The following is an 18175-nucleotide window of genomic DNA, read 5'->3' on the forward strand; positions in this document are numbered from 1 at the left end:
ACTGAATGACGACTGAAACCACCACGAAGTCCCAGGAGGCGGCCGCCGTGCCGCCTCCTGGGCGCGCGTCCGAGAAGAAGCGGGTCCGGCAGGGGCACAAGCGCCTGCTGACCCGCCGCGACCGCATCACGCTGGCCTTCATGGCCGGCGTGCCGACGGTTCTCCATGTCCTGCTCGTCTGGGTGACCGCACTCGCGTCGATCCTGCTGGCCTTCACCACCTGGGACGGCATCGGCTTCGACTCCATCAAGTGGGTCGGGCTCGACAACTTCCAGCAACTCTTCAGCGACAACCCGCAGTTCTGGCCCGCGGTCCAGCACAACATCATCTGGTTCGTCGTCCTGATCCTGATCCCGACGCCGTTCGGCCTGTTCCTGGCCGTGCAGTTGGACAAGCGGATCCGGTTCACCCGGGTCTACCAGACGGCGTTCTTCCTGCCGGTCGTCATCTCCATGGCGTGCATCGGGTTCGTCTGGCAGCTGATCTACAACCCGGACACGGGCCTGATCAACAGCATCATCGGCGCCAACAAGCCGGGCCACTACATCGACTGGATCGGTGACCCGAAGCTCAACCTGTGGGCGGTCCTGATCGCCGCGTCCTGGCGGCACGCCGGCTACATGATGATCCTCTACCTGGCCGGCCTGAAGAGCGTCGACCCGTCGCTGCGCGAGGCCTCGGCTCTCGACGGCGCCAACGAGTGGCAGACGTTCAAGAACGTCATCTTCCCGACCCTGCGGCCGACCAACACGGTCGTCCTGGTCGTCACCATCATCGAGGCGCTACGCGCCTTCGACCTGGTCTTCGTCTTCAACAAGGGCGCCCAGGGAACCGAGTTGCTCTCCATCCTGGTGACCAACAACGTCATCGGCGAGTCCAGCCGCATCGGTTACGGCTCGGCGATCGCGGTGGTGCTGCTGTTCATCTCCCTGATCGTGATCATCCCGTATCTGATCGCGACCTTCCGGAAGGAGCGGCGCGCATGAGCACCGTGAGCGCGCTGGCCAAGCAGCGCACCCCGATCCGTCCGGCCCGCGTCCTGCTGCACGTCTTCCTCGCCGTCACGGCGCTGGCATGGCTCGCCCCGCTGCTGTGGGCGATCTTCTCGGCGCTGCGCCCGTACAGCGAGACCAGCGACCGCGGTTACGTGTCCTGGCCGCACACGCTGAACTTCGACAACTTCAAGAACGCGTTCACGCAGTCGGACATGACCCACTACTTCATGAACACGCTGATCATCGCGGTCCCGGCCGTGCTGCTCACGCTGTTCCTGTCGTCGATGGTCGCGTTCTACGTCAGCCGCTTCGACTTCCGGCTCAACCTGGCGCTGCTGCTGGTGTTCACGGCGGGCAACCTGCTGCCGCAGCAGGTCATCATCACCCCGCTGTACCGGCTGTACCTGCTGACGAACCTGCCAGGCATCACGCAGAGCGGCAAGCTGTACGACTCGGCGCTCGGCCTGGTGCTGATCCATGTGGCGTTCCAGTCCGGGTTCTGCGCGTTCGTGCTCAGCAACTACATGCGGTCGCTGCCGCACGAACTGACCGAAGCGGCGCTGGTGGACGGCGCGTCGGTGTGGCGGCTGTACTGGCAGATCACGCTGCCGCTGTGCCGGCCGGCGATGGCGGCCCTGGCGACCCTGTTGTCGATCTGGATCTACAACGACTTCTTCTGGGCCCTGGTGCTGATCTCGACCGGAGAGAACATGCCGATCACCTCGGCGCTGAACAACCTCTCGGGCCAGTACTTCACCGACCCGAACCTGGTCGCCGCCGGTTCCCTGCTCACCGCGATCCCGACACTGGTCGTGTACTTCGCGCTCCAGAAGCAGTTCGTCAGCGGTCTGACCCTGGGCTCCGCCAAGGGCTGATCCGGCCCCCTTTGAAAGAGAACCCCGTGCACAACCCGTTCACCCCGGTCGCCTCCGTACCCGTGGACACGCGCACCGCCCGTGTCCACGAGGAGGGCTGGCAGTCCTGGTCGCCGAGCGGCTCCTACGCCCTCGGCACCGCCCCGCACCGCCCGACGAACGACAACTGGGCGACGGTGTGTTACCGCCCCGGCCGCGGTGTGCCCGCCGGGGCCTACCAGGGCGAGGGCCTGCTGGCACTCGACCCGGGCGACGGCTCCCCGGTCCGGCTCTGGGCGGCGACGGACCCGCTGCACGAGGTCCCGTCGATCCGGCTGACCGTCGCGGGCGGTGTCGCCGAGATCGAGGCGGACGGCCCGGTCAAGGAGTGGACCGGCACGGACATCCAGTCCGTGCCGGCCGACTGGGCCGACTCCCTGACGCTGCCGGCGCCCCGCCCGGCGCCCACCGTCTGGTGCTCCTGGTACGAGTACTTCACGGCCGTCACCGAGGACGACATCCACGAGAACCTGCGCGCGATGGACACCCTCGACCTGCCGATCGACGTGGTACAGATCGACGACGGCTACCAGAGCGCCCTGGGCGACTGGCTGAACCTCTCCGGCCGCTTCCGCTCCCGGCGGGGCATCGCGGACGCCATCCGCGCCCGCGGCCGCCGGGCCGGCATCTGGACGGCGCCCTTCCTGGTCGACCCGGCGAGCGCGCTCGCCGAGACGTACCCGGACTGGCTGGTCCGCGACCCCGACGGCAACCCGCTGCACGCGGGCCGCAACTGGGGCCACGACCTGTACGTCCTGGACACCACCCACCCGGCCGCCGCGGCCTACCTCACCGACGTCTTCGCCACGCTGCGCGCCGAGGGCTACGACTACTTCAAGGTCGACTTCCTCTACGCGGGCGCGCTGGACGGCGTACGGCACTCGGACGCGGACCCGCTCACCGCGTACCGGCTCGGCATCGCCCTGATCCGGGAGGCCATCGGCGCCGACGCCTACCTCCTCGGCTGCGGGGCGCCGATGCTGCCCTCCATCGGCCTGTTCGACGCGATGCGGGTCAGCCCCGACACGGCCCCGCACCGCCGCCCCCAGGCCGACGACTACAGCCAACCGGGCCAGGACCCGGCCGAGTTCACCGGGGTCGGCCGCCAGTGGCAGCACGGCCGGCTCTGGATCAACGACCCCGACTGTCTGATGGCCCGCCCCGCCGTGGAGACCCGCGCCCGCTGGGCGGCCCATGTGGAGGCCGTCGGCGGCCTGGTCGCCTCCAGCGACCGGCTGCTCTCCCTCGACCCGTGGGGCGTGGACACGACCCGCCGCCTTCTCACCGGAGCAACCGGAGTCAACCGATGAGCGACCGCACCCTCTCCGTCCCGGGCATCGCCTACGGCGGCGACTACAACCCCGAGCAGTGGCCCGAGGAGGTGTGGGCCGAGGACGTCCGTCTGATGCGCGAGGCGGGCGTCACCATGGTGAGCGTCGGCATCTTCTCGTGGGCGCTGATGGAGCCGTCCGAGGGCGTCCACGACTTCTCGCGGATGGACAAGGTCCTCGACCTCCTCCACGAGAACGGCATCGCCGCCGACCTCGCCACCCCGACGGCCGCCCCGCCGGCCTGGTTCTTCCGCGCCCACCCCGAGGCGCTCCCGGTGGACCACGACGGCCGCACCCTGTCGTACGGCAGCCGCCAGACGTTCTGCCCCAGCAGTCCCGCCTACCGCCAGGCCGCGCTCCGGATCGCGGGCGCGATCGCCGAGCGGTACGCGAGCCACCCGGCCGTCAAGATGTGGCACGTCCACAACGAGTACGGCTGCCACAACGCCGCCTGCTACTGCGACACCAGCGCGGAGTCCTTCCGCCGCTGGCTGCGGGCCCGGTACGGCGACGACCTGGCCGCCCTCAACCACGCCTGGGGCACCACCTTCTGGAGCCAGTGGTACTACGACTGGGACGAGATCCTGCCGCCCCGCGCGACCGGTGCCGTACCCAACCCGACGCACCAGCTGGACTGGCGGCGCTTCTGCTCGGACGAGCTGCTGTCGCTGTACACGGCGGAGCGGGACGTCCTCCGGGAGGCGGCGCCCTCGATCCCGGCCACCACCAACTTCATGGTGATGCACAACTTCGACGCCCTCGACTACTGGCGCTGGGCACCGGAGCTGGACGTGGTGGCCAACGACCACTATCTGATGTCCGCCGACCCCGAGTCGCAGATCGACGTCGCGCTCAGCGGCGATCTGATGCGGTCGCTGGCGGGCGGCCCGTGGCTGCTGATGGAGCACTCGACGGGCGCGGTCAACTGGCAGCCCGTCAACCGGGCCAAGAACCCCGGTGAGTTGCGCCGCAACGCGCTCGCCCATGTGGCGCACGGCGCGGACGGCATCTGCTACTTCCAGTGGCGGGCGGCGAAGGCCGGCGCCGAGCAGTGGCACTCCGCGATGCTGCCGCACGCGGGGACCGACAGCCAGATCTGGCGGGACGTCGTCCGACTCGGCGCGGATCTGCGGGCGTTGGCGGAGGTGCGCGGCAGCACGGGCACCGCCGAGGTGGCGGTGGTCTGGGACTGGGACGCCCGCTGGGCGCTGGAGTTCCCCTCCCAGCCGAGCGGTGAACTGCGCTACCTGGAGCTGGCCCGCTCCTGGTACGAGCCGCTGTGGCGGGCGGGCGTGGCCGTGGACTTCGTCCGGCCGGACGCGGACCTGTCGGCGTACAAGGTGGTCCTGGCCCCGAGCCTGTACCTGGTGGATGACGCGGGCGCGGCCAACCTGACGTCCTTCGCCGAGGCCGGCGGCACCCTCGCCGTCGGTTTCCACAGCGGCATGGTGGACGAGAACAGCCATGTACGGCTGGGCGGTTACCCGGGTGCGTTCCGGGAGGTCCTGGGCGTCCGGACGGACGAGCTGTTCCCGCTGCTGCCGGGTGAGCGGGTGGCGCTCAGCGAGGGCGGCACGGGCTCGCTGTGGTCGGAGCGGGTACGGCCGGAGGGCGCCGAGGTGATCACGTCCTACGCCGACGGCCCCCTGGCCGGTGTCCCGGCGGTGACGCGGCACGCGTACGGCACGGGCAGCGCCTGGTACCTGGCGACCCTGCCGGACGCGGAGACCCTGGCGGGGCTGCTCGCCCGGATCCGTGCGGAGGCTGGTGTGGCCGCGGGCCGTACCGCGCCGGCGGGCGTGGAGGTCGTCGTGCGGCGCGGCACTGACGCGGACTACGTGTTCGTGATCGACCACGCCGGGGAGGGGGCCGAGGTCGCGGTGTCGGCGGGGTCGGTGGAGCTGCTCTCCGGGAAGCCGGCCGACGGCACGGTTTTCGTGCCGCCGGGCGAGATCGCCGTCGTGCGGGAGCCCCGCGCTCAGTGAGCCGCGTCCAGGCGGGCCCGCTGGTCCGGGGACAGCTCCAGGTCCACGGCGGCGAGGTTCTCCTCAAGCTGGGCCACGGACGAGACCCCGGCCAGCGGGACGACCGGCAGCGGCCCGCCCAGCAGCCAGGCGAGCACGACCTGGTGGAGGGTCGCCCCGGTCTCCCGGGCCACCTCGCGCAGGGCAGCGAGACGGGCCGGGGTGCCGGGGTGGTCGTAGTCGGCGGGCAGCGGTTTGCCGGGCCGGGTGTAGGCACCCTTGAGCAGCGGTGAGTAGGCGACCAGGGTGAGGCCCGGTTCCGCGCGCAGATAGCCGCGGAGCTGGGCGTCGGCGCCGCCGAGGCTGCCGTCCGGGAACAGGTCGTCGGGGATGTCGGTGCGCGGGCGCAGATAGCTGTGCTGGTACTGGAGCACCTCGTAGCCGGGCAGGCCGGCCGCGGCGGCGAGCGCGCGGGCGCGTTCCAGCCGCCAGACGGCGTGGTTGCTGGCGCCGAGCAGACCGACGGTGCCCTCGGCGACGAGCGCGGCGAACCCCTCGACGGTCTCGCGCAGCGGGACGGCGGGGTCCTCTATGTGGGCGTACAGAAGGTCGAGTTTCTGCACGCCGAGGCGTTCGCGGCTGCGCTCGGCCGACTCCCGGATCACCTTCGCGGACAGGCCCTCGGGGTTGTCGGTGAAGCTCGTGCCGGGGGCGAGGGGACGGGCGCCGAGCTTGGTGGCGATCACGATCTCCGCGCCGACGCCCCGGTCGCGCCGCCAGCGGCCGAGCAGTTCCTCGCTCTGGCCGCCCTGGCTCCCGTCCTCCCAGAAGGCGTAGTTGTCGGACGTGTCGATGAAGTTCCCGCCGGCCTCGACGTAGCGGTCGAGGACGGCGAAGGAGGTCTTCTCGTCGGTGCGGGACCCGAACAGCATGGCGCCGAGCGCGAGGACGCTCACCTCACGGCGGGTCTTCGGGTCGGTGCCGATGGTGCGGTACTTCATGGCGTCTCCTCCGTCCGCGCCCCCGGGGTTCCGGGTGCACGACGGGGAGTCTTCAGCTTGAAGTGCGCTTCAGGTCAAGGGGGGCGGGCGTATCAGCGCCGAGCCGCGAACGGGCCCTCCAGCGCGGCCCACTGGAGGAGCATGATCGTTTTGGCGTCGGCGATCTCGCCCGTCCGGATCATCTCCAGGGCCCGGCGGAAGGGGAGTTCGAGGATCTCGATGTCCTCGCCCTCCTCGTCCAGGCCGCCGCCCTCGTGGGTGCGGGTGGAAGGGCCGTAGGCGGCCGCGTAGAAGGAGATCCGTTCGGTGACAGAGCCGGGGCTCATGTAGACGTCGAAGACGTGCTGGACGGCGCCGACCGTGTGGCCGGTCTCCTCGACGACCTCCCGGCGGACGGCGTGTTCCGGGTGCTCGTCGGCGGCGTCCAGGAGGCCCGCCGGGGTCTCGATCAGCATGCCGTCGGGGTGGCCGTTGACGTACACCGGGAAGCGGAACTGGCGGGTGAGCAGGACGGTTTCGCGCTCGGCGTCGTAGAGGAGGAGCGTGGCGCCGTTGCCGCGGTCGTGGGTCTCGCGTTCCTCGGTGTGCCAGGTGCCGTCGGCGTGCCGGTAGTCGAAGGTGGTGGCCCGCTCGACGTACCAGTGGCTGGACAGCAGTTTCACCTCCCGGACCCGCACGCGCGGGTTGCCGGTCAGGTCCAGGCCGGTGCGGTCGAGTCCGGTGCGGCCCCGGCGGTCGGGGGTGTCGGCCCCGGCGGTCATCGCAGGCCTGCCGGGCGGGCGGGGGCGTTCAGGTCGGTCATGATCACCTGTCTACCACCCGCCCGTGTCCGGCCCCGGCTAGTGCACTTCGGCCCGTGCCGGGTCCTCGTCGAGGAAGCCGCCCGACTGGTGCTGCCACAGCTTGGCGTAGGCGCCCTCGGCGGCGAGCAGTTCGTGGTGCGTGCCCTGCTCGACGATCCGGCCGCGGTCCAGGACCACGAGCCGGTCCATGGAGGCGACCGTGCTCAGCCGGTGCGCCACCACGAGCGCCGTACGCCCCTCCATGAGCCGCCACAGCGCCTCCTGGACGAGCATCTCGCTCTCGGAGTCCAGCGCGCTGGTCGCCTCGTCCAGGAGCAGGACCGGGGCGTCCCGCAGGATCGCCCGGGCGAGGGCGACCCGCTGGCGCTGGCCGCCGGAGAGCTTGACGCCCCGCTCGCCGACCATCGTGTCGAAGCCGTCCGGCAGCGCGTCGGCGAACTCCGTGACGTGGGCCGCCTCGGCGGCGAGCCGGATCTCGGCGTCGCTGGCGCCGGGCCGGGCGAAGGCGATGTTGTCCCGCAGGGTGCGGTGGAACATCGCCGGGTCCTGCGGGACGTAGGCAATCTGGCTGCGCAGGTCGGTCTGGCGCAGCCGGCTGATGTCCTGGCCGCCGATGGTGATCCGTCCGGCGTCGATGTCGGTCATCCGCAGCAGCAGCCGGGTGAGCGTGGTCTTGCCGCCGCCCGACCGGCCGACGAACCCGAACTTCGAGCCGCTGGGCACGTCCAGTTCAAGCCCTTCGAACAGCGGTTTGGCACCCGCGTGGGTGAAGGAGACCTTCTCGAAGCGGACGTCGGCGGCCCGCGGCGCGAGCGGTTCCGGGGTCACCGGGTCCAGCACGGTCGGCGGCTCCAGAAGCAGTTCGGTGAACTGGGCCGCCTCCGTCATGGAGCTCTCCATGCGCCGGTAGATCTGGTTGAACTCGAACATGATCCGGGTCGCGTTGGTGTAGTAGGTGAAGGCGACCACGACCCCCTCCACACTGTGCCCGCCGCCGGCCAGGCCCACCGCGAGCAGCAGGCCCAGCGCGTTGGTCGCGACGGACATCGGCGCGACGAACGTGTCGATGCGCAGGTTGCCGTAGTCCCAGGAGCGCAGGGTGCGCCGCCTCGACTCGGCCACCCGGGACCGGTGTTCGGCGGCCTCCCGCTCCTCGGCGGCGAACGCCCGGACCGTGTCCATGTTCATCAGGCTGTCGGCGACGTGGCCGGACACCCGCGCGATGGCCTCCTCCCGCTGGGCGACCAGCCGCTGCCGCCGCCGGATCAGCGGCACCACGCACACCGCGGTGACCGCGATCATCGTCAGCAGCGCGACGACCAGGAGCGGTTCGTAGCGCCACAGCACCACCGACCCGAACAGCAGGGGAACGAAGCTGCCCACGATGTTGAAGGTGAGCGTGTCGGCGAACTCCTCGAAGCGGGTGGCGAAGCTCAGCACCCGCTTGGTGAGCGACCCCGCGAAGTTGTCGTGGAAGAACGCGGAGTCCTTGGCGAACAGTTCGTCCATGCCGATGACGTACAGCTGCTCGATGCCGAGCGCGTCCAGACGGTTGAGGCAGTGCAGACCGATCCGCCAGAACACCTCCGCCAGCAGCAGGACACCGCCGAAGCCGAGGACGTACGGCAGTGCGGCGCCGAAGCCCAGGCCATGGGCGTCGGCGATCCGGCCGACCAGCTTGGCGACGACCAGCGGCGCCACGTAGTTGATTCCGATGTTGCCGAGCGCCGGCAGCAGCATTCCGGGCAGGGTGAACCGCTTGAGGCGCGCCAGTTCCCGTCCGTAGTAACGAAGTGCGAGCACGACGGCACCTTTTTGCGGTCCGCTCGCAGGTAAATCGACCGAGGATGTCATCTCAACCCTGTGTAGTCGTCGCACGGCATGCCGAGTCGGCCGCCGCATGTGCGCGGCGGCCTGGAATCGGCAGGTCAGGAAAGGGAAGTGTGCCGCGACGGCGGGCACGGAGTCCACGTGTTTTCCGGACGGCGGCTACTGTGCGAACACACGGTCGATCCCGTCCTCGTACCGCGCCCAGTCCGCGTCCGCGAGGCCGAGGAGCCGCTCGGTCTCCGCCGCGCCGGGCAGCGGACCGTGATCCCCCGTCACCTTGAGCGCGGAGACCGCGGTGATGTGGCCGAGCCGCAGGGCACGGGGCATCGTCTCGCCGCGCAGCAGCCCGGCCAGGAAGCCCGCCGCGAACGCGTCGCCCGCGCCCACCGGTTCCACCACCGCCGTGCGCAGCGCGGGCACCGTGCAGAAGCCGCCCGCGGTGACGGCCGTGGCGGCCAGGGCGCCGTCCTTGACGACGAGGATCCGCGGACCGGGCAACAGGTCCCGCACGCCGGTGACGGTCAGGTCGTCGCCCCACAGCTGCTGCGCCTCGTCCAGGCCCACGAGCACGATGTCGGCCCGGTCGGCGAGGGCCCGCAGGGCCCCCGGTGCCGTGCCCTGGGGCCACAGGGCGGCGCGGTGGTTGACGTCGAAGCTGATGGCGTACGGCCGTTCGGCGGCCGGCGCGGCGAGGGCGCGGGTCACCAGGTCGCGGCAGGACGGCGAGAGGGCGGGGGTGATGCCGGTGAGGTGCAGGAGGGCGGCGGAGCGCAGCGGTTCGCCGTCCAGCAGGCCGGGCCCCAGGGCCGAGGCCGCGGAGCCCGTGCGGTAGTAGTGGACGCGGGTTCCGGTGGGGCCGGGGTTCTTGACGAGGAGGCCCGTGGGCCGGTGCGGGTCGGTCCGTACATGGGTGACGTCGACCCCGGCGGCGGCGACCGCGGCGCGCACCCGGTGCCCCAGCGGATCGTCGCCGACGGCCGAGAGCCAGACGGCCGGGATGCCGTGGTCCGCGAGGTACATGGCCACGTTGGACTCCGCGCCGGCGGTGGACAGCCGCAGTTGCTCGGCCTCGGCCAGCGGTCGGGGCGGGTCGGGGGCCAGGGCCGCCATGGTCTCGCCGACGCAGACGACCCGTCCCGGCGCCGGCCGCCAGGGTGCCGTCATGCGTGTCCGTCCTCCGCGACGACGGCGAGGAACGCCCGGGCCCGGTCGCGCAGGTCCGCGATGGTGCCGCCGTCGGCCGCGTCGCCGACCAGGGGTGAGCCGACGCCGACGGCGGTCGCCCCGGCGGCCAGGTAGGCCCGGGCGGCGGGCACGTCGACACCGCCCACCGGGACCAGCACGGCGTCGGGGAAGGGGCCGCGCAACGCCTTCAGATAGGCCGCTCCCCCGGCCTCGGCGGCGGGGAAGAGCTTCAGCGCGGCCGCGCCCCGGGCCTGCGCGGCGATGACGTCGGTGGGGGTCAGCACGCCCGCCAGGACCGGCATGCCGAGGTCCAGGGCGGTGTCGACGCCGGCGCCGAGACCGGGGGTGACCGCGAAGGTGGCGCCCGCCTGCTGGGCGGCCCGCGCGTCGTCGGCGGTGAGCACGGTGCCGGCGCCGAGCGGCCGGCCGGGGCCCAGCTCCTTGCGGGCCCGGGCGAGGACGGTGAGCGCGTCCGTGCCGCTGAGGGACACCTCGATCAGCTCGATGCCCTCCTCGGCCAGGGTCATGACGGTGCGCAGGGCGGCGTCCGGGTCGGTGCCGCGCACGATGGCCAGCAGTCGGCGGGAGGTGAGGGCGGCTCGCAGATCCACGGCCAGGGCTCCTTCTGGGGTTCGGGTTTCCGAGGAGGGCGTCGGACGCCGCTACGGCTCGGGGCTCAGGGGGCACCGGTCGCCTCCTGAGGTTCGGGCTCTCAGCGGCGTCGGTCACCGTCCACGGTGCGGGTTTCTCCAGGGGCGTCGGGTGTCTGCTTGTCTGCTCAGGGGCAGTGACAGGCGGCGCGTACGGTGAGCCGCCAGCGGACCTCGCCCGAGGCGCCGACGCGGGCCGCGTCGTCCGGGCCGGCGTCGGCGAGGTCGAAGACCCGGCCGAGCATGGGCTCGACGCCCGTGCTGCGGTAGGGACGGTCGGCCGGGAAGCCGCCGAGGTTGCGCCACAGGGCGACGGAGAGTGGCTGTCCCTCCGCCTCGACGGCGAAGGAGAGCCGGTCCCCGTCGTCGTGCACACAGCACCGGCCGCCCGCCACCACGGCCCCGGCCGCCGTCCCGTCGTCCGGTCCGAACCGGTCCAGCGGCAGCCCCAGCGGCGCGGGCCAGTCGCCCTCCAGCCAGCGGGCGCCGTCCGGCCAGGGACGGTCCACCAGGGCAGCCGCCTCCGGGAACACCCTGGTCGGCGTCCCGTCCCGGGCCTTCAGCACGGCCTCCTCGGAGAGGTCCAGCAGCGCGTGGGCGGCCCAGAGGAAGCGGAAGCCGGGCTCGGCCGTCAGCACGTAGTCGGCCCGGACGCCGTCGGCCGTGCCGCTCAGCGTGCGCGTCAGGGCGAAGTGTTCGCAGTCCACGCGCTCGCCGTCGCCCTCCCGGGTCCAGGCCCGGGACCAGGCGTCCCCGTGGTCGGGGGTGCCGCGCACGGTGGGAACGCACTCCTCCACTCCCCCCGCGTCCACGAACGCGTCGCCCGGTGCCACACCGTCGCGTTCGGCGGTCGCGCGCCGCCACAGCCATTCGCGCCCGCCGTGGCGCAGCGAGGTCCAGCGGCCACCGTGGGCGAGGTCGGTGACGACGTCCATCACCACTCCGCGAAGGAGCCGTCGGGGTGCCGCCAGACCGGGTTGCGCCACTGGTGGCCAGACCGGTCGGCCGCGCGGACGGCCGCCTCGTCGACGGTGATGCCGAGGCCGGGGGCGTCCCCGCGCCGGGCGTGCCCGTCGACGAACCGGAAGGGTTCGGGGTCGACCAGGTAGGAGAGGAGGTCGGCGTCCTTGTTGTAGTGGATGCCCCGGCTCTGTTCCTGGATCAGGAAGTTCGGTGTGGCGAAGGCGATTTGGAGGCTCGCCGCCAGTGCGATGGGGCCGAGCGGGCAGTGCGGGGCGAGCTGTGCGCCGTAGGTCTCCGCGAGCGAGGCGATGCGGTGCACCTCGGAGATGCCGCCCGCGTGGGACAGGTCCGGCTGGGCGACCGCGATGCCGGCGGCGAGGACCGGCAGGAACTCGGCCCGCGAGTACAGGCGTTCACCGGTGGCCAGCGGTACCGGGCTCGCCGTGACCAGGCCAGGGAGCAGGTGGCCCTGCTCGGGGACGACGGGTTCCTCCACGAACAGCGGGTGCAGGGGGGCGAGTTCGGTCAGGACGCGGCGGGCGCTCGCGGCGGTGAAGCGGCCGTGGAAGTCGACGGCGACATCGCGGTCGGGGCCGAGGGCGTCCCGGGCGGCCGCCACCCGGGCGACCACGGCCGCGGTCTCCGACGCCGTGGTGATCGGCGAGGTGGCCCCGGCGGCGTTCATCTTCACGGCGGTGAAGCCCGCCTCCACCTGGGCCGCGACCTGCTCGGTGAGCTCGGCCGGTTCGTCGCCGCCGACCCAGGCGTAGACCCGGACCCGGTCGCGTACCGGACCGCCGAGCAGGGCGTGCACGGGCGCGCCGTAGGTCTTGCCGGCGATGTCCCACAGCGCCTGGTCGAGTCCGGCGACGGCGCTGGACAGGACGGGACCGCCCCGGTAGAAGCCGCCCTTGGTGAGCACCTGCCAGTGGTCCTGGACCCGCAGCGGATCCTGCCCCACCAGGTACTCCGCGAGGACCTCGATGGCCGCGCGCACCACCTCGGCGCGGCCCTCGACGACGGGTTCGCCCCAGCCCACCACGCCTTCGTCGGTCTCGACGCGGCAGAACAGCCAGCGTGGCGGGACGAGGAAGGTCTCTATTCGTGCGATCTTCACTGGCCGCCGCTGCCTTTCGGGTCGTCGTCGGTGCCGCCCAGCCGGGCCAGGTCGCGGCCCGCCTGGTCGAGCAGGGCTCGCATGGCGCGCTCGGCCCCCTCGGGGTCGCCGTCGCGGACGGCGTCCAGGACGGCGCGGTGGGCGGGGACGGGGGGCTCGCTGTGCGGGGAGCTGTGCACGAGGCGGTCGCGGTGGGCGAGCCCCGACTCGATCACCATCTCCATGCGTTCGAGGAGTTCGTTGTGGGTGGCGGCGAGCAGGGCGCGGTGGAAGGCGAGGTCGGCGTCGACCGCGTGGCCCGGGTCGGCGGCGTCGTGCCGTCCCATGGCGTCCAGGGCGTCCTCCAGGGCCACCAGGTCGGCCTCGGTGCGGCGCTGGGCGGCGAGCCGGACGGCGGCCGGTTCGATGATCGCCCGGACCTCGGCGAGGTTGTGCAGCAGCGACCGGTCGGCGTCGGCCGTACCGGCGCCCTCGAACTGCCAGCGCAGCACGTCGGCGTCGAGCAGGTTCCAGTCCGCCCGGGCGCGCACGAAGGTGCCGCGTTTCTGGCGGGCGTCGACCATGCCCTTGGCGGCGAGCACCTTGAGGGACTCGCGCAGGGCGGTGAGGCTGACGCCGAGTTCGCTCTGCAGCGCCACCAGGTCGAGGGTGGCCCCTTCCGGGATCTCGCCGCCCAGGATGCGGCGCGCCAGGGCCTCCACGGTCTGGCCGTGCACACCGCGGCGGGCGTAGGGCGTCATGTCGTACAGCCTTTCTGTTCACGACGTGGTTCGGCGGTCACACGGAGTCCTTCACGACACTCCAGCCGCCGTCCACGACCAGCCGGGACCCGGTGATGTAGGAGGCCTCGTCGGCGCAGAGGAACGCGATCGCCGCGGCCACCTCCTCGGGCGTGCCGAACCGGCGGGCTGCGGTCTGCGCGACGCTGCGCTGCCGCTCCGCGGGTGTCACCCCGTCCCAGGCGCCGGTCAGGATCGGCCCGGGCAGCACCGCGTTGACGCGAACCTCGGGCCCGTACTCGACGGCGAGCTGCCCGCACAGGGAGAGCAGGGCGCCCTTGGCCGCCGCGTAGGCGGGGTGTCCGGGGATGCCGACGTGGGCGTGCACCGACGAGGTGAGCACCACGGCCCCGCGGCCGGCCCGCAGGTCGGGCAGGACCGCCTTGAAGCCGAGGAAGCTCGCGGTGAGGTTGACGGCGAGCTGTCGCTGCCAGGACTCGGCCGACATCTCGTGCGCCGGGAGGACGTCGACGGTGTAGGCGTTGCTGACGAGCACGTCGACCGGCCCGTAGGCGTGGGCGGCGGTGACGATCCGGGCCCAGTCGTCCTCGGCGCCGACGTCGGCGTGCACGTAACTGGCCCGGCCGCCGTCCTTGGTGATCCCGTCCACCACGGCCTGCCCGCGTTCGTCCGCGATGTCGACGAGGACGACGGCGGCCTCCTCCCGGGCGAGGCGTTCTGCGGTGGCGGCGCCGATGCCGGAGGCGGCACCGGTCACCACGGCGGTACGGCCGGTGAAGCGGGCACCGTACCGTCGTACGGACTGGTCCATCGGGCTCCTTAGAGGGTGAGCTTGCTGGAAACATATGCGTCCTACCGGCGGGTCAGCACCACCAGGTCCGCATCGTGATCGGCGCTCCAGGTGAACGGCAGGCCGTAGTGCAGCAGATGGGCTCCGCTGTACGTCGTTCCCGTCGCCGTGTCCCGGTAGCGGGCCGCCGGGTCCAGGCCCCGCAGCCGGAGCCGGTCGGGGCGGCCGGGCAGCAGCGGGGCGCCGTCGAGGCGGCCGGTGGAGAGCGCGGCGACGACCGTACGGTCACCGTGGTCGTACTGCACTCCGCAGCTGGTGTCGTCCGGGGTGCCGAGCAGCCGGGCCTCGCCGTGGTGGACGACGTCCCGGACCTCCTTGTAGCGGGCGGTCCACCGGGCGGCCTCGGCCCGCTGCTCCGGCGTCCAGGCGCGCAGGTCGGCGCCGATCCCCAGGACCCCGCACATGGCGTTGACGAAGCGGAAGGCGAGGCTGCGCGGGCGCGGGTCGAAGATGCCGGGGGCGTCGGTGACCCAGGAACTCATGACGTGCGGGGCGTGCGCGTGCAGGAAGCCGTGCTGGATGCGCAGCCGGTCCAGGGGGGCGGTGTTGTCGCTGGGCCAGACGACGTCGGTGCGGGCCAGGGTGGCGTGCTCGATCCGGCCGCCGCCGCCGGCGCAGCCCTCGACGGTGACGTCCGGGTGGGCGGCGCGCAGGTGGTCGAGGACGCGCAGGTATCCGGCGACGTGCTCGGCGTCCAGGTCGACGGGGCCGGCGCCGGGTCGGCCGCGCTCGGTGGGCGGGCGGTTCATGTCCCACTTCAGGTAGCCGATGTCGTAGTCGCCGAGCAGGCGGTCGAGGGTGGCGATGACGAACTCCTGGACGTCGGTCCGGCCCAGGTCGAGGAGGAGCTGGTTGCGGACCAGACGGGAGGGGCGGCCGTCGATGCGGTACACCCACTCGGGGTGTTCGGCGTACAGCCGGCTGCCGGGGCTGACCGCCTCCGGCTCGACCCACAGCCCGAAGTCCAGACCGAGGGCGCGGACCTCCTGCACGAACCGGTCGAAGCCCTGCGGGAACGCCTCCGGGTCCGGATACCAGTCGCCCAGTCCCCCGGTGTCGTCGGCGCGGCCGGTGAACCAGCCGTCGTCCACGACGAACAGTTCGGCCCCGATGTCCGCGGCCGCCTTCGCCAGCTCCAGCTGTCCGGCCGCGTCGACATCGAAGCCGGTGGCCTCCCAGGAGTTGTAGAGCACCTTGCGGGGGCGGTGCAGCCGGTCGCCGGTGAGCCGGCGCTCGTAGCGGTGCCAGACCCGGGCCAGGCCGTCGAGGCCGTCCGGGCTGAACGCGCAGGCGAGACGGGGGGTGGTGAGGGTCTCCCCCGGGGCCATGAGGACGGCACCCTCGTGCGGGACCCGGCCGGCGCGGACCCGCACGGCACCACCCGGTTCGGCCTCGGCCGTGATGTGCCAGTTTCCGGACCATTCGAGGGCGACGCCGTACGCCGCGTCCTCGCTCTGCACGGCCAGCCAGGGCGCGTACGCGTGCCCCGGCGCGCCCTGGAGGCTGCCGATGGTGAACGTGCCCCGGGCCAGGTCGAGTCGGGTGAGCTGGAACTCCTGCGACCACTGCCCGCAGAGGTAGGTCAGCCGGGCCGGGCCGGCCACCGGGATGTTCACGGCGGCCGAGTCGAGCCGTTCCAGGCGGAGTTCGTCCCTGGCCGTGAACTCGGTCCAGCGCAGGATCACATCGGTGCCCGCCAGGGTCTCGTAGCACAGGACCGTCCGCAGCCCGGTCGTCTCGTCGGTGAAGGCGAGCCGTAGCGCGCCCTCCGACTCCTGCGCGCCCTCGAACTCCCACCACACGCCCCGCCCCGCGCCGGCAATCAGCTCGGAGCCGGTGAACGGCCGCAGCCCGTACGGCAGATACTCGGCCGGGGCCGCGTCGGCGGGCGTGATGAAGTGGGTGCGGTGGGACCAGTCGAGGGCGGACGGCCCCTCCTCGACCCCGAGCGGACCCCAGGCGTCGAGCTCGGCCCACGGGCCGTCCGGGGAGAGGCGGACGGTGTAGGAGGTGTGTTCGGTGCGCAAGGTCCAGCGGGTGTACGTCACTTGACCGCTCCCAGGTTGAGTCCGGCCACGAAGTGCCGCTGGAAACGCAGGAACACGGCGACCGTGGGCGCGGCGGCGATGACCGATCCGGCGGCGATCACGTTCCACATCGACACGTACTGGCCCTGGAGTCCGATGAGGGCGGCGGTGATCGGCATCTTGGAGTCGCTGCGCAGGACGGTGATCGCCCAGAGCAGGTCGTTGAAGATCCAGGTGAAGGACAGGGCGCTGAGGGCGGCCAGGGCGGGCCGGGTCAGCGGGAGGATGATCCGCCAGAAGATCTGCCACGGCCCGGCGCCGTCCACGACCGCCGCCTGCTGGATCTCGACCGGGATCGACCGCATGAACCCGTGCAGGACGAAGACGTAGAAGCCGACGCCGAAGCCGATCTGTACGCCGATGAGCGCGGGCAGGGTGTCGTAGACGCCCATCAGCTCGCTCAGCTTGGAGACCGGGATGAGCAGGATCTGCGGTGGGAGCAGGTTGCCGCCGAGCATCAGGAGCAACAGGGTGCGCCGGAAGGGGAGTTCGTAGCGGCTGAGGGCGAACGCGGCCATCGCGGCGAGGGCGAGGGTCACCAGGACGCTGGGGACCGTCACCAGCAGGCTGTTGATCAGCGCGCGCTGCTGGCCGCCGTCGGTCCAGGCCTGCCCGAAGTTGCCGAGGGTGAAGGAGTGCGGCCAACTGCCCAGTCCGTGCGCGGCGATGTCGTCGAAGGTGCGCAGGCTGGTGACCAGGACCAGGACGATGGGCAGCAGCCACAGCACGGCCAGCGCACCGGCCCCCAGGTGGAATCCGGCGGTGGCGGCCCGCTTGCGGCGCAGTGCCGTCGAGTCGGCGGACATCAGTCGGCCTCCCGGAACGCGCGGACCAGATAGGAGGCGATGACCCCGAAGGCGAGGACGAAGATGACGACGGCCAGGGCGGAGCCGTAGCCGAGTCGCAGCGACTGGAAGGCGGTCGAGTACATGTAGGTGCTCAGCAGTTCGGACGAGTGGTAGGGGCCGCCCCGGGTGAGCGACCAGACGACGTCGAAGGAGCGCAGCGAGTCGATGACGATGACCGACAGCACGACCGCGTTGACACTGCGCAGCTGGGGCAGGGTCACGTGCCGGAACCGCTGCAGGGCGCTCGCGCCGTCGACCCTGGCGGCCTCGTAGAGCGCCGGGTCGATGCCCTTGAGGCCGGCGAGGTACAGCACCATGACGTAGCCGATCTGCCGCCACAGCGCGGGCACGATCACCGCGTACAGGGCGGTGTCCTGGTCGGCGAGCCAGGCGTGCCGGAGGCTGCCGAGGCCCACGCCCTGCAACAACTGGTTGAGGACGCCGTCGGGCTGGTAGATCGCCTGCCAGACGAGGGCGGTGGCGACCAGGGAGAAGACCACCGGCAGGAACAGCGCGGCCCGGTAGAAGCCGACCCCGCGCCGCTCCTGCTGGAGCAGCAGCGCGGCGGCCAGCCCCAGCACGGCGGACAGGCCGCCGAACAGGACCAGCCACAGCACGGTGTGACCGGCCGCGCTGCGGAAGACGTCGTCGTGGGCCATCTCCCGGAAGTTGTCCAGGCCGACGAACTGCGGCGCGGAGACACCGTCCCACTTGGTGAGGGCGAGGTAGAAACCCTGCAGGGCGGGCCAGAACACCCACACGGCCTCGGCCAGGAGCGGGACCAGGACGAAGGCGAGGACCAGGGGCGGGGTGCGCCGGGGCCCCCGGCCCGCCCGCCACGTACGGGCGGGCGGGCGGGCCGGGGACTTCCGGTCGGGCGCGGTCAGGACGGCCATC

16 protein-coding genes are annotated in these 18175 nt (G+C 72.3%); 4 read left to right on the top strand and 12 right to left on the bottom strand.

Annotation, left to right across the window (positions count from 1 at the left end; translation table 11 throughout):
* The first annotated feature begins 5 nt into the window (after window positions 1-5).
* From ACZ5K7_RS12360 to ACZ5K7_RS12375, 4 genes are read left to right on the top strand one after another with little or no spacing between them, the layout of a single operon-like run.
* Window positions 6-986, top strand: coding sequence for a carbohydrate ABC transporter permease (locus ACZ5K7_RS12360; protein ID WP_468912883.1), 981 nt, complete (start codon window positions 6-8; stop codon window positions 984-986).
* A complete protein-coding gene (locus ACZ5K7_RS12365; protein ID WP_351705783.1) occupies window positions 983-1870 on the top strand; it encodes a carbohydrate ABC transporter permease in 888 nt (295 codons plus the stop codon). Before ACZ5K7_RS12360 ends, ACZ5K7_RS12365 begins: the two co-directional genes overlap by 4 nt.
* Window positions 1871-1896: 26 nt before the next feature.
* On the top strand, window positions 1897-3219 hold the full coding sequence (locus ACZ5K7_RS12370) for a glycoside hydrolase family 36 protein (protein ID WP_468912885.1): 1323 nt from the start codon (window positions 1897-1899) through the stop codon (window positions 3217-3219).
* The gene (locus ACZ5K7_RS12375) at window positions 3216-5225 is read left to right on the top strand and encodes a beta-galactosidase (protein WP_468912887.1); all 2010 of its coding nucleotides are present in this window, start codon (window positions 3216-3218) and stop codon (window positions 5223-5225) included. Before ACZ5K7_RS12370 ends, ACZ5K7_RS12375 begins: the two co-directional genes overlap by 4 nt.
* On the opposite strand, the gene ACZ5K7_RS12380 is transcribed toward ACZ5K7_RS12375, so the two are convergent.
* The 12 genes from ACZ5K7_RS12380 to ACZ5K7_RS12435 form a co-directional block, all read right to left on the bottom strand.
* On the bottom strand, window positions 5219-6205 hold the full coding sequence (locus tag ACZ5K7_RS12380; RefSeq protein WP_468912889.1) for an aldo/keto reductase: 987 nt from the start codon (window positions 6203-6205) through the stop codon (window positions 5219-5221). The genes ACZ5K7_RS12375 and ACZ5K7_RS12380 overlap by 7 nt on opposite strands.
* Before the next feature lie 92 nt (window positions 6206-6297).
* Window positions 6298-6966 carry an NUDIX domain-containing protein gene (locus ACZ5K7_RS12385; protein WP_351705771.1) on the bottom strand — a complete coding sequence of 223 codons (669 nt, stop codon included), beginning with the start codon at window positions 6964-6966 and terminating at the stop codon, window positions 6298-6300.
* A 78-nt stretch (window positions 6967-7044) separates the two neighbouring features.
* The gene (locus ACZ5K7_RS12390) at window positions 7045-8862 is read right to left on the bottom strand and encodes an ABC transporter ATP-binding protein (protein ID WP_468912892.1); all 1818 of its coding nucleotides are present in this window, start codon (window positions 8860-8862) and stop codon (window positions 7045-7047) included.
* 135 nt (window positions 8863-8997) lie between these two features.
* Complete coding sequence (locus ACZ5K7_RS12395; protein WP_468912894.1) at window positions 8998-10002, bottom strand: sugar kinase; 1005 nt, start codon at window positions 10000-10002, stop codon at window positions 8998-9000.
* On the bottom strand, window positions 9999-10634 hold the full coding sequence (locus tag ACZ5K7_RS12400; RefSeq protein WP_351705744.1) for a bifunctional 4-hydroxy-2-oxoglutarate aldolase/2-dehydro-3-deoxy-phosphogluconate aldolase: 636 nt from the start codon (window positions 10632-10634) through the stop codon (window positions 9999-10001). Before ACZ5K7_RS12400 ends, ACZ5K7_RS12395 begins: the two co-directional genes overlap by 4 nt.
* 167 nt (window positions 10635-10801) lie before the next feature.
* Window positions 10802-11608: a hypothetical protein gene (locus tag ACZ5K7_RS12405; RefSeq protein ID WP_468912895.1), complete on the bottom strand. Its 807-nt coding sequence runs from the start codon at window positions 11606-11608 to the stop codon at window positions 10802-10804.
* On the bottom strand, window positions 11608-12753 hold the full coding sequence (gene dgoD / locus ACZ5K7_RS12410) for a galactonate dehydratase (RefSeq protein WP_468912896.1): 1146 nt from the start codon (window positions 12751-12753) through the stop codon (window positions 11608-11610). The genes ACZ5K7_RS12405 and dgoD overlap by 1 nt, the downstream gene beginning before the upstream one ends.
* Window positions 12750-13493, bottom strand: coding sequence for a FadR/GntR family transcriptional regulator (locus ACZ5K7_RS12415; RefSeq protein WP_351705735.1), 744 nt, complete (start codon window positions 13491-13493; stop codon window positions 12750-12752). Before ACZ5K7_RS12415 ends, dgoD begins: the two co-directional genes overlap by 4 nt.
* A 37-nt stretch (window positions 13494-13530) precedes the next feature.
* The gene (locus ACZ5K7_RS12420) at window positions 13531-14304 is read right to left on the bottom strand and encodes an SDR family NAD(P)-dependent oxidoreductase (RefSeq protein ID WP_351705732.1); all 774 of its coding nucleotides are present in this window, start codon (window positions 14302-14304) and stop codon (window positions 13531-13533) included.
* A gap of 41 nt (window positions 14305-14345) precedes the next feature.
* Window positions 14346-16391: an alpha-galactosidase gene (locus ACZ5K7_RS12425; RefSeq protein ID WP_468912898.1), complete on the bottom strand. Its 2046-nt coding sequence runs from the start codon at window positions 16389-16391 to the stop codon at window positions 14346-14348.
* Window positions 16388-17236: a carbohydrate ABC transporter permease gene (locus ACZ5K7_RS12430; RefSeq protein WP_468912900.1), complete on the bottom strand. Its 849-nt coding sequence runs from the start codon at window positions 17234-17236 to the stop codon at window positions 16388-16390. The genes ACZ5K7_RS12425 and ACZ5K7_RS12430 overlap by 4 nt, the downstream gene beginning before the upstream one ends.
* Entirely contained in the window at window positions 17236-18174 is a 939-nt protein-coding gene (locus tag ACZ5K7_RS12435) for a carbohydrate ABC transporter permease (protein ID WP_351705723.1), read from the bottom strand. The genes ACZ5K7_RS12430 and ACZ5K7_RS12435 overlap by 1 nt, the downstream gene beginning before the upstream one ends.
* Window position 18175 lies beyond the last annotated feature (1 nt).

It is taken from the genome of Streptomyces sp. NPDC031497 (genome assembly GCF_055580905.1).

Bases quoted from the DNA above. Each gene is read 5' to 3' on its own strand.
- ACZ5K7_RS12420 (WP_351705732.1), bottom strand. From the start codon at position 14,304: ATGGACCAGTCCGTACGACGGTACGGTGCCCGCTTCACCGGCCGTACC.
- ACZ5K7_RS12435 (WP_351705723.1), bottom strand. From the start codon at position 18,174: ATGGCCGTCCTGACCGCGCCCGACCGGAAGTCCCCGGCCCGCCCGCCC.
- ACZ5K7_RS12360 (WP_468912883.1), top strand. From the start codon at position 6: ATGACGACTGAAACCACCACGAAGTCCCAGGAGGCGGCCGCCGTGCCG.
- ACZ5K7_RS12380 (WP_468912889.1), bottom strand. From the start codon at position 6,205: ATGAAGTACCGCACCATCGGCACCGACCCGAAGACCCGCCGTGAGGTG.
- ACZ5K7_RS12390 (WP_468912892.1), bottom strand. From the start codon at position 8,862: ATGACATCCTCGGTCGATTTACCTGCGAGCGGACCGCAAAAAGGTGCC.
- ACZ5K7_RS12365 (WP_351705783.1), top strand. From the start codon at position 983: ATGAGCACCGTGAGCGCGCTGGCCAAGCAGCGCACCCCGATCCGTCCG.
- ACZ5K7_RS12385 (WP_351705771.1), bottom strand. From the start codon at position 6,966: ATGACCGCCGGGGCCGACACCCCCGACCGCCGGGGCCGCACCGGACTC.
- ACZ5K7_RS12405 (WP_468912895.1), bottom strand. From the start codon at position 11,608: ATGGACGTCGTCACCGACCTCGCCCACGGTGGCCGCTGGACCTCGCTG.
- ACZ5K7_RS12430 (WP_468912900.1), bottom strand. From the start codon at position 17,236: ATGTCCGCCGACTCGACGGCACTGCGCCGCAAGCGGGCCGCCACCGCC.
- ACZ5K7_RS12395 (WP_468912894.1), bottom strand. From the start codon at position 10,002: ATGACGGCACCCTGGCGGCCGGCGCCGGGACGGGTCGTCTGCGTCGGC.
- ACZ5K7_RS12415 (WP_351705735.1), bottom strand. From the start codon at position 13,493: ATGACGCCCTACGCCCGCCGCGGTGTGCACGGCCAGACCGTGGAGGCC.
- ACZ5K7_RS12375 (WP_468912887.1), top strand. From the start codon at position 3,216: ATGAGCGACCGCACCCTCTCCGTCCCGGGCATCGCCTACGGCGGCGAC.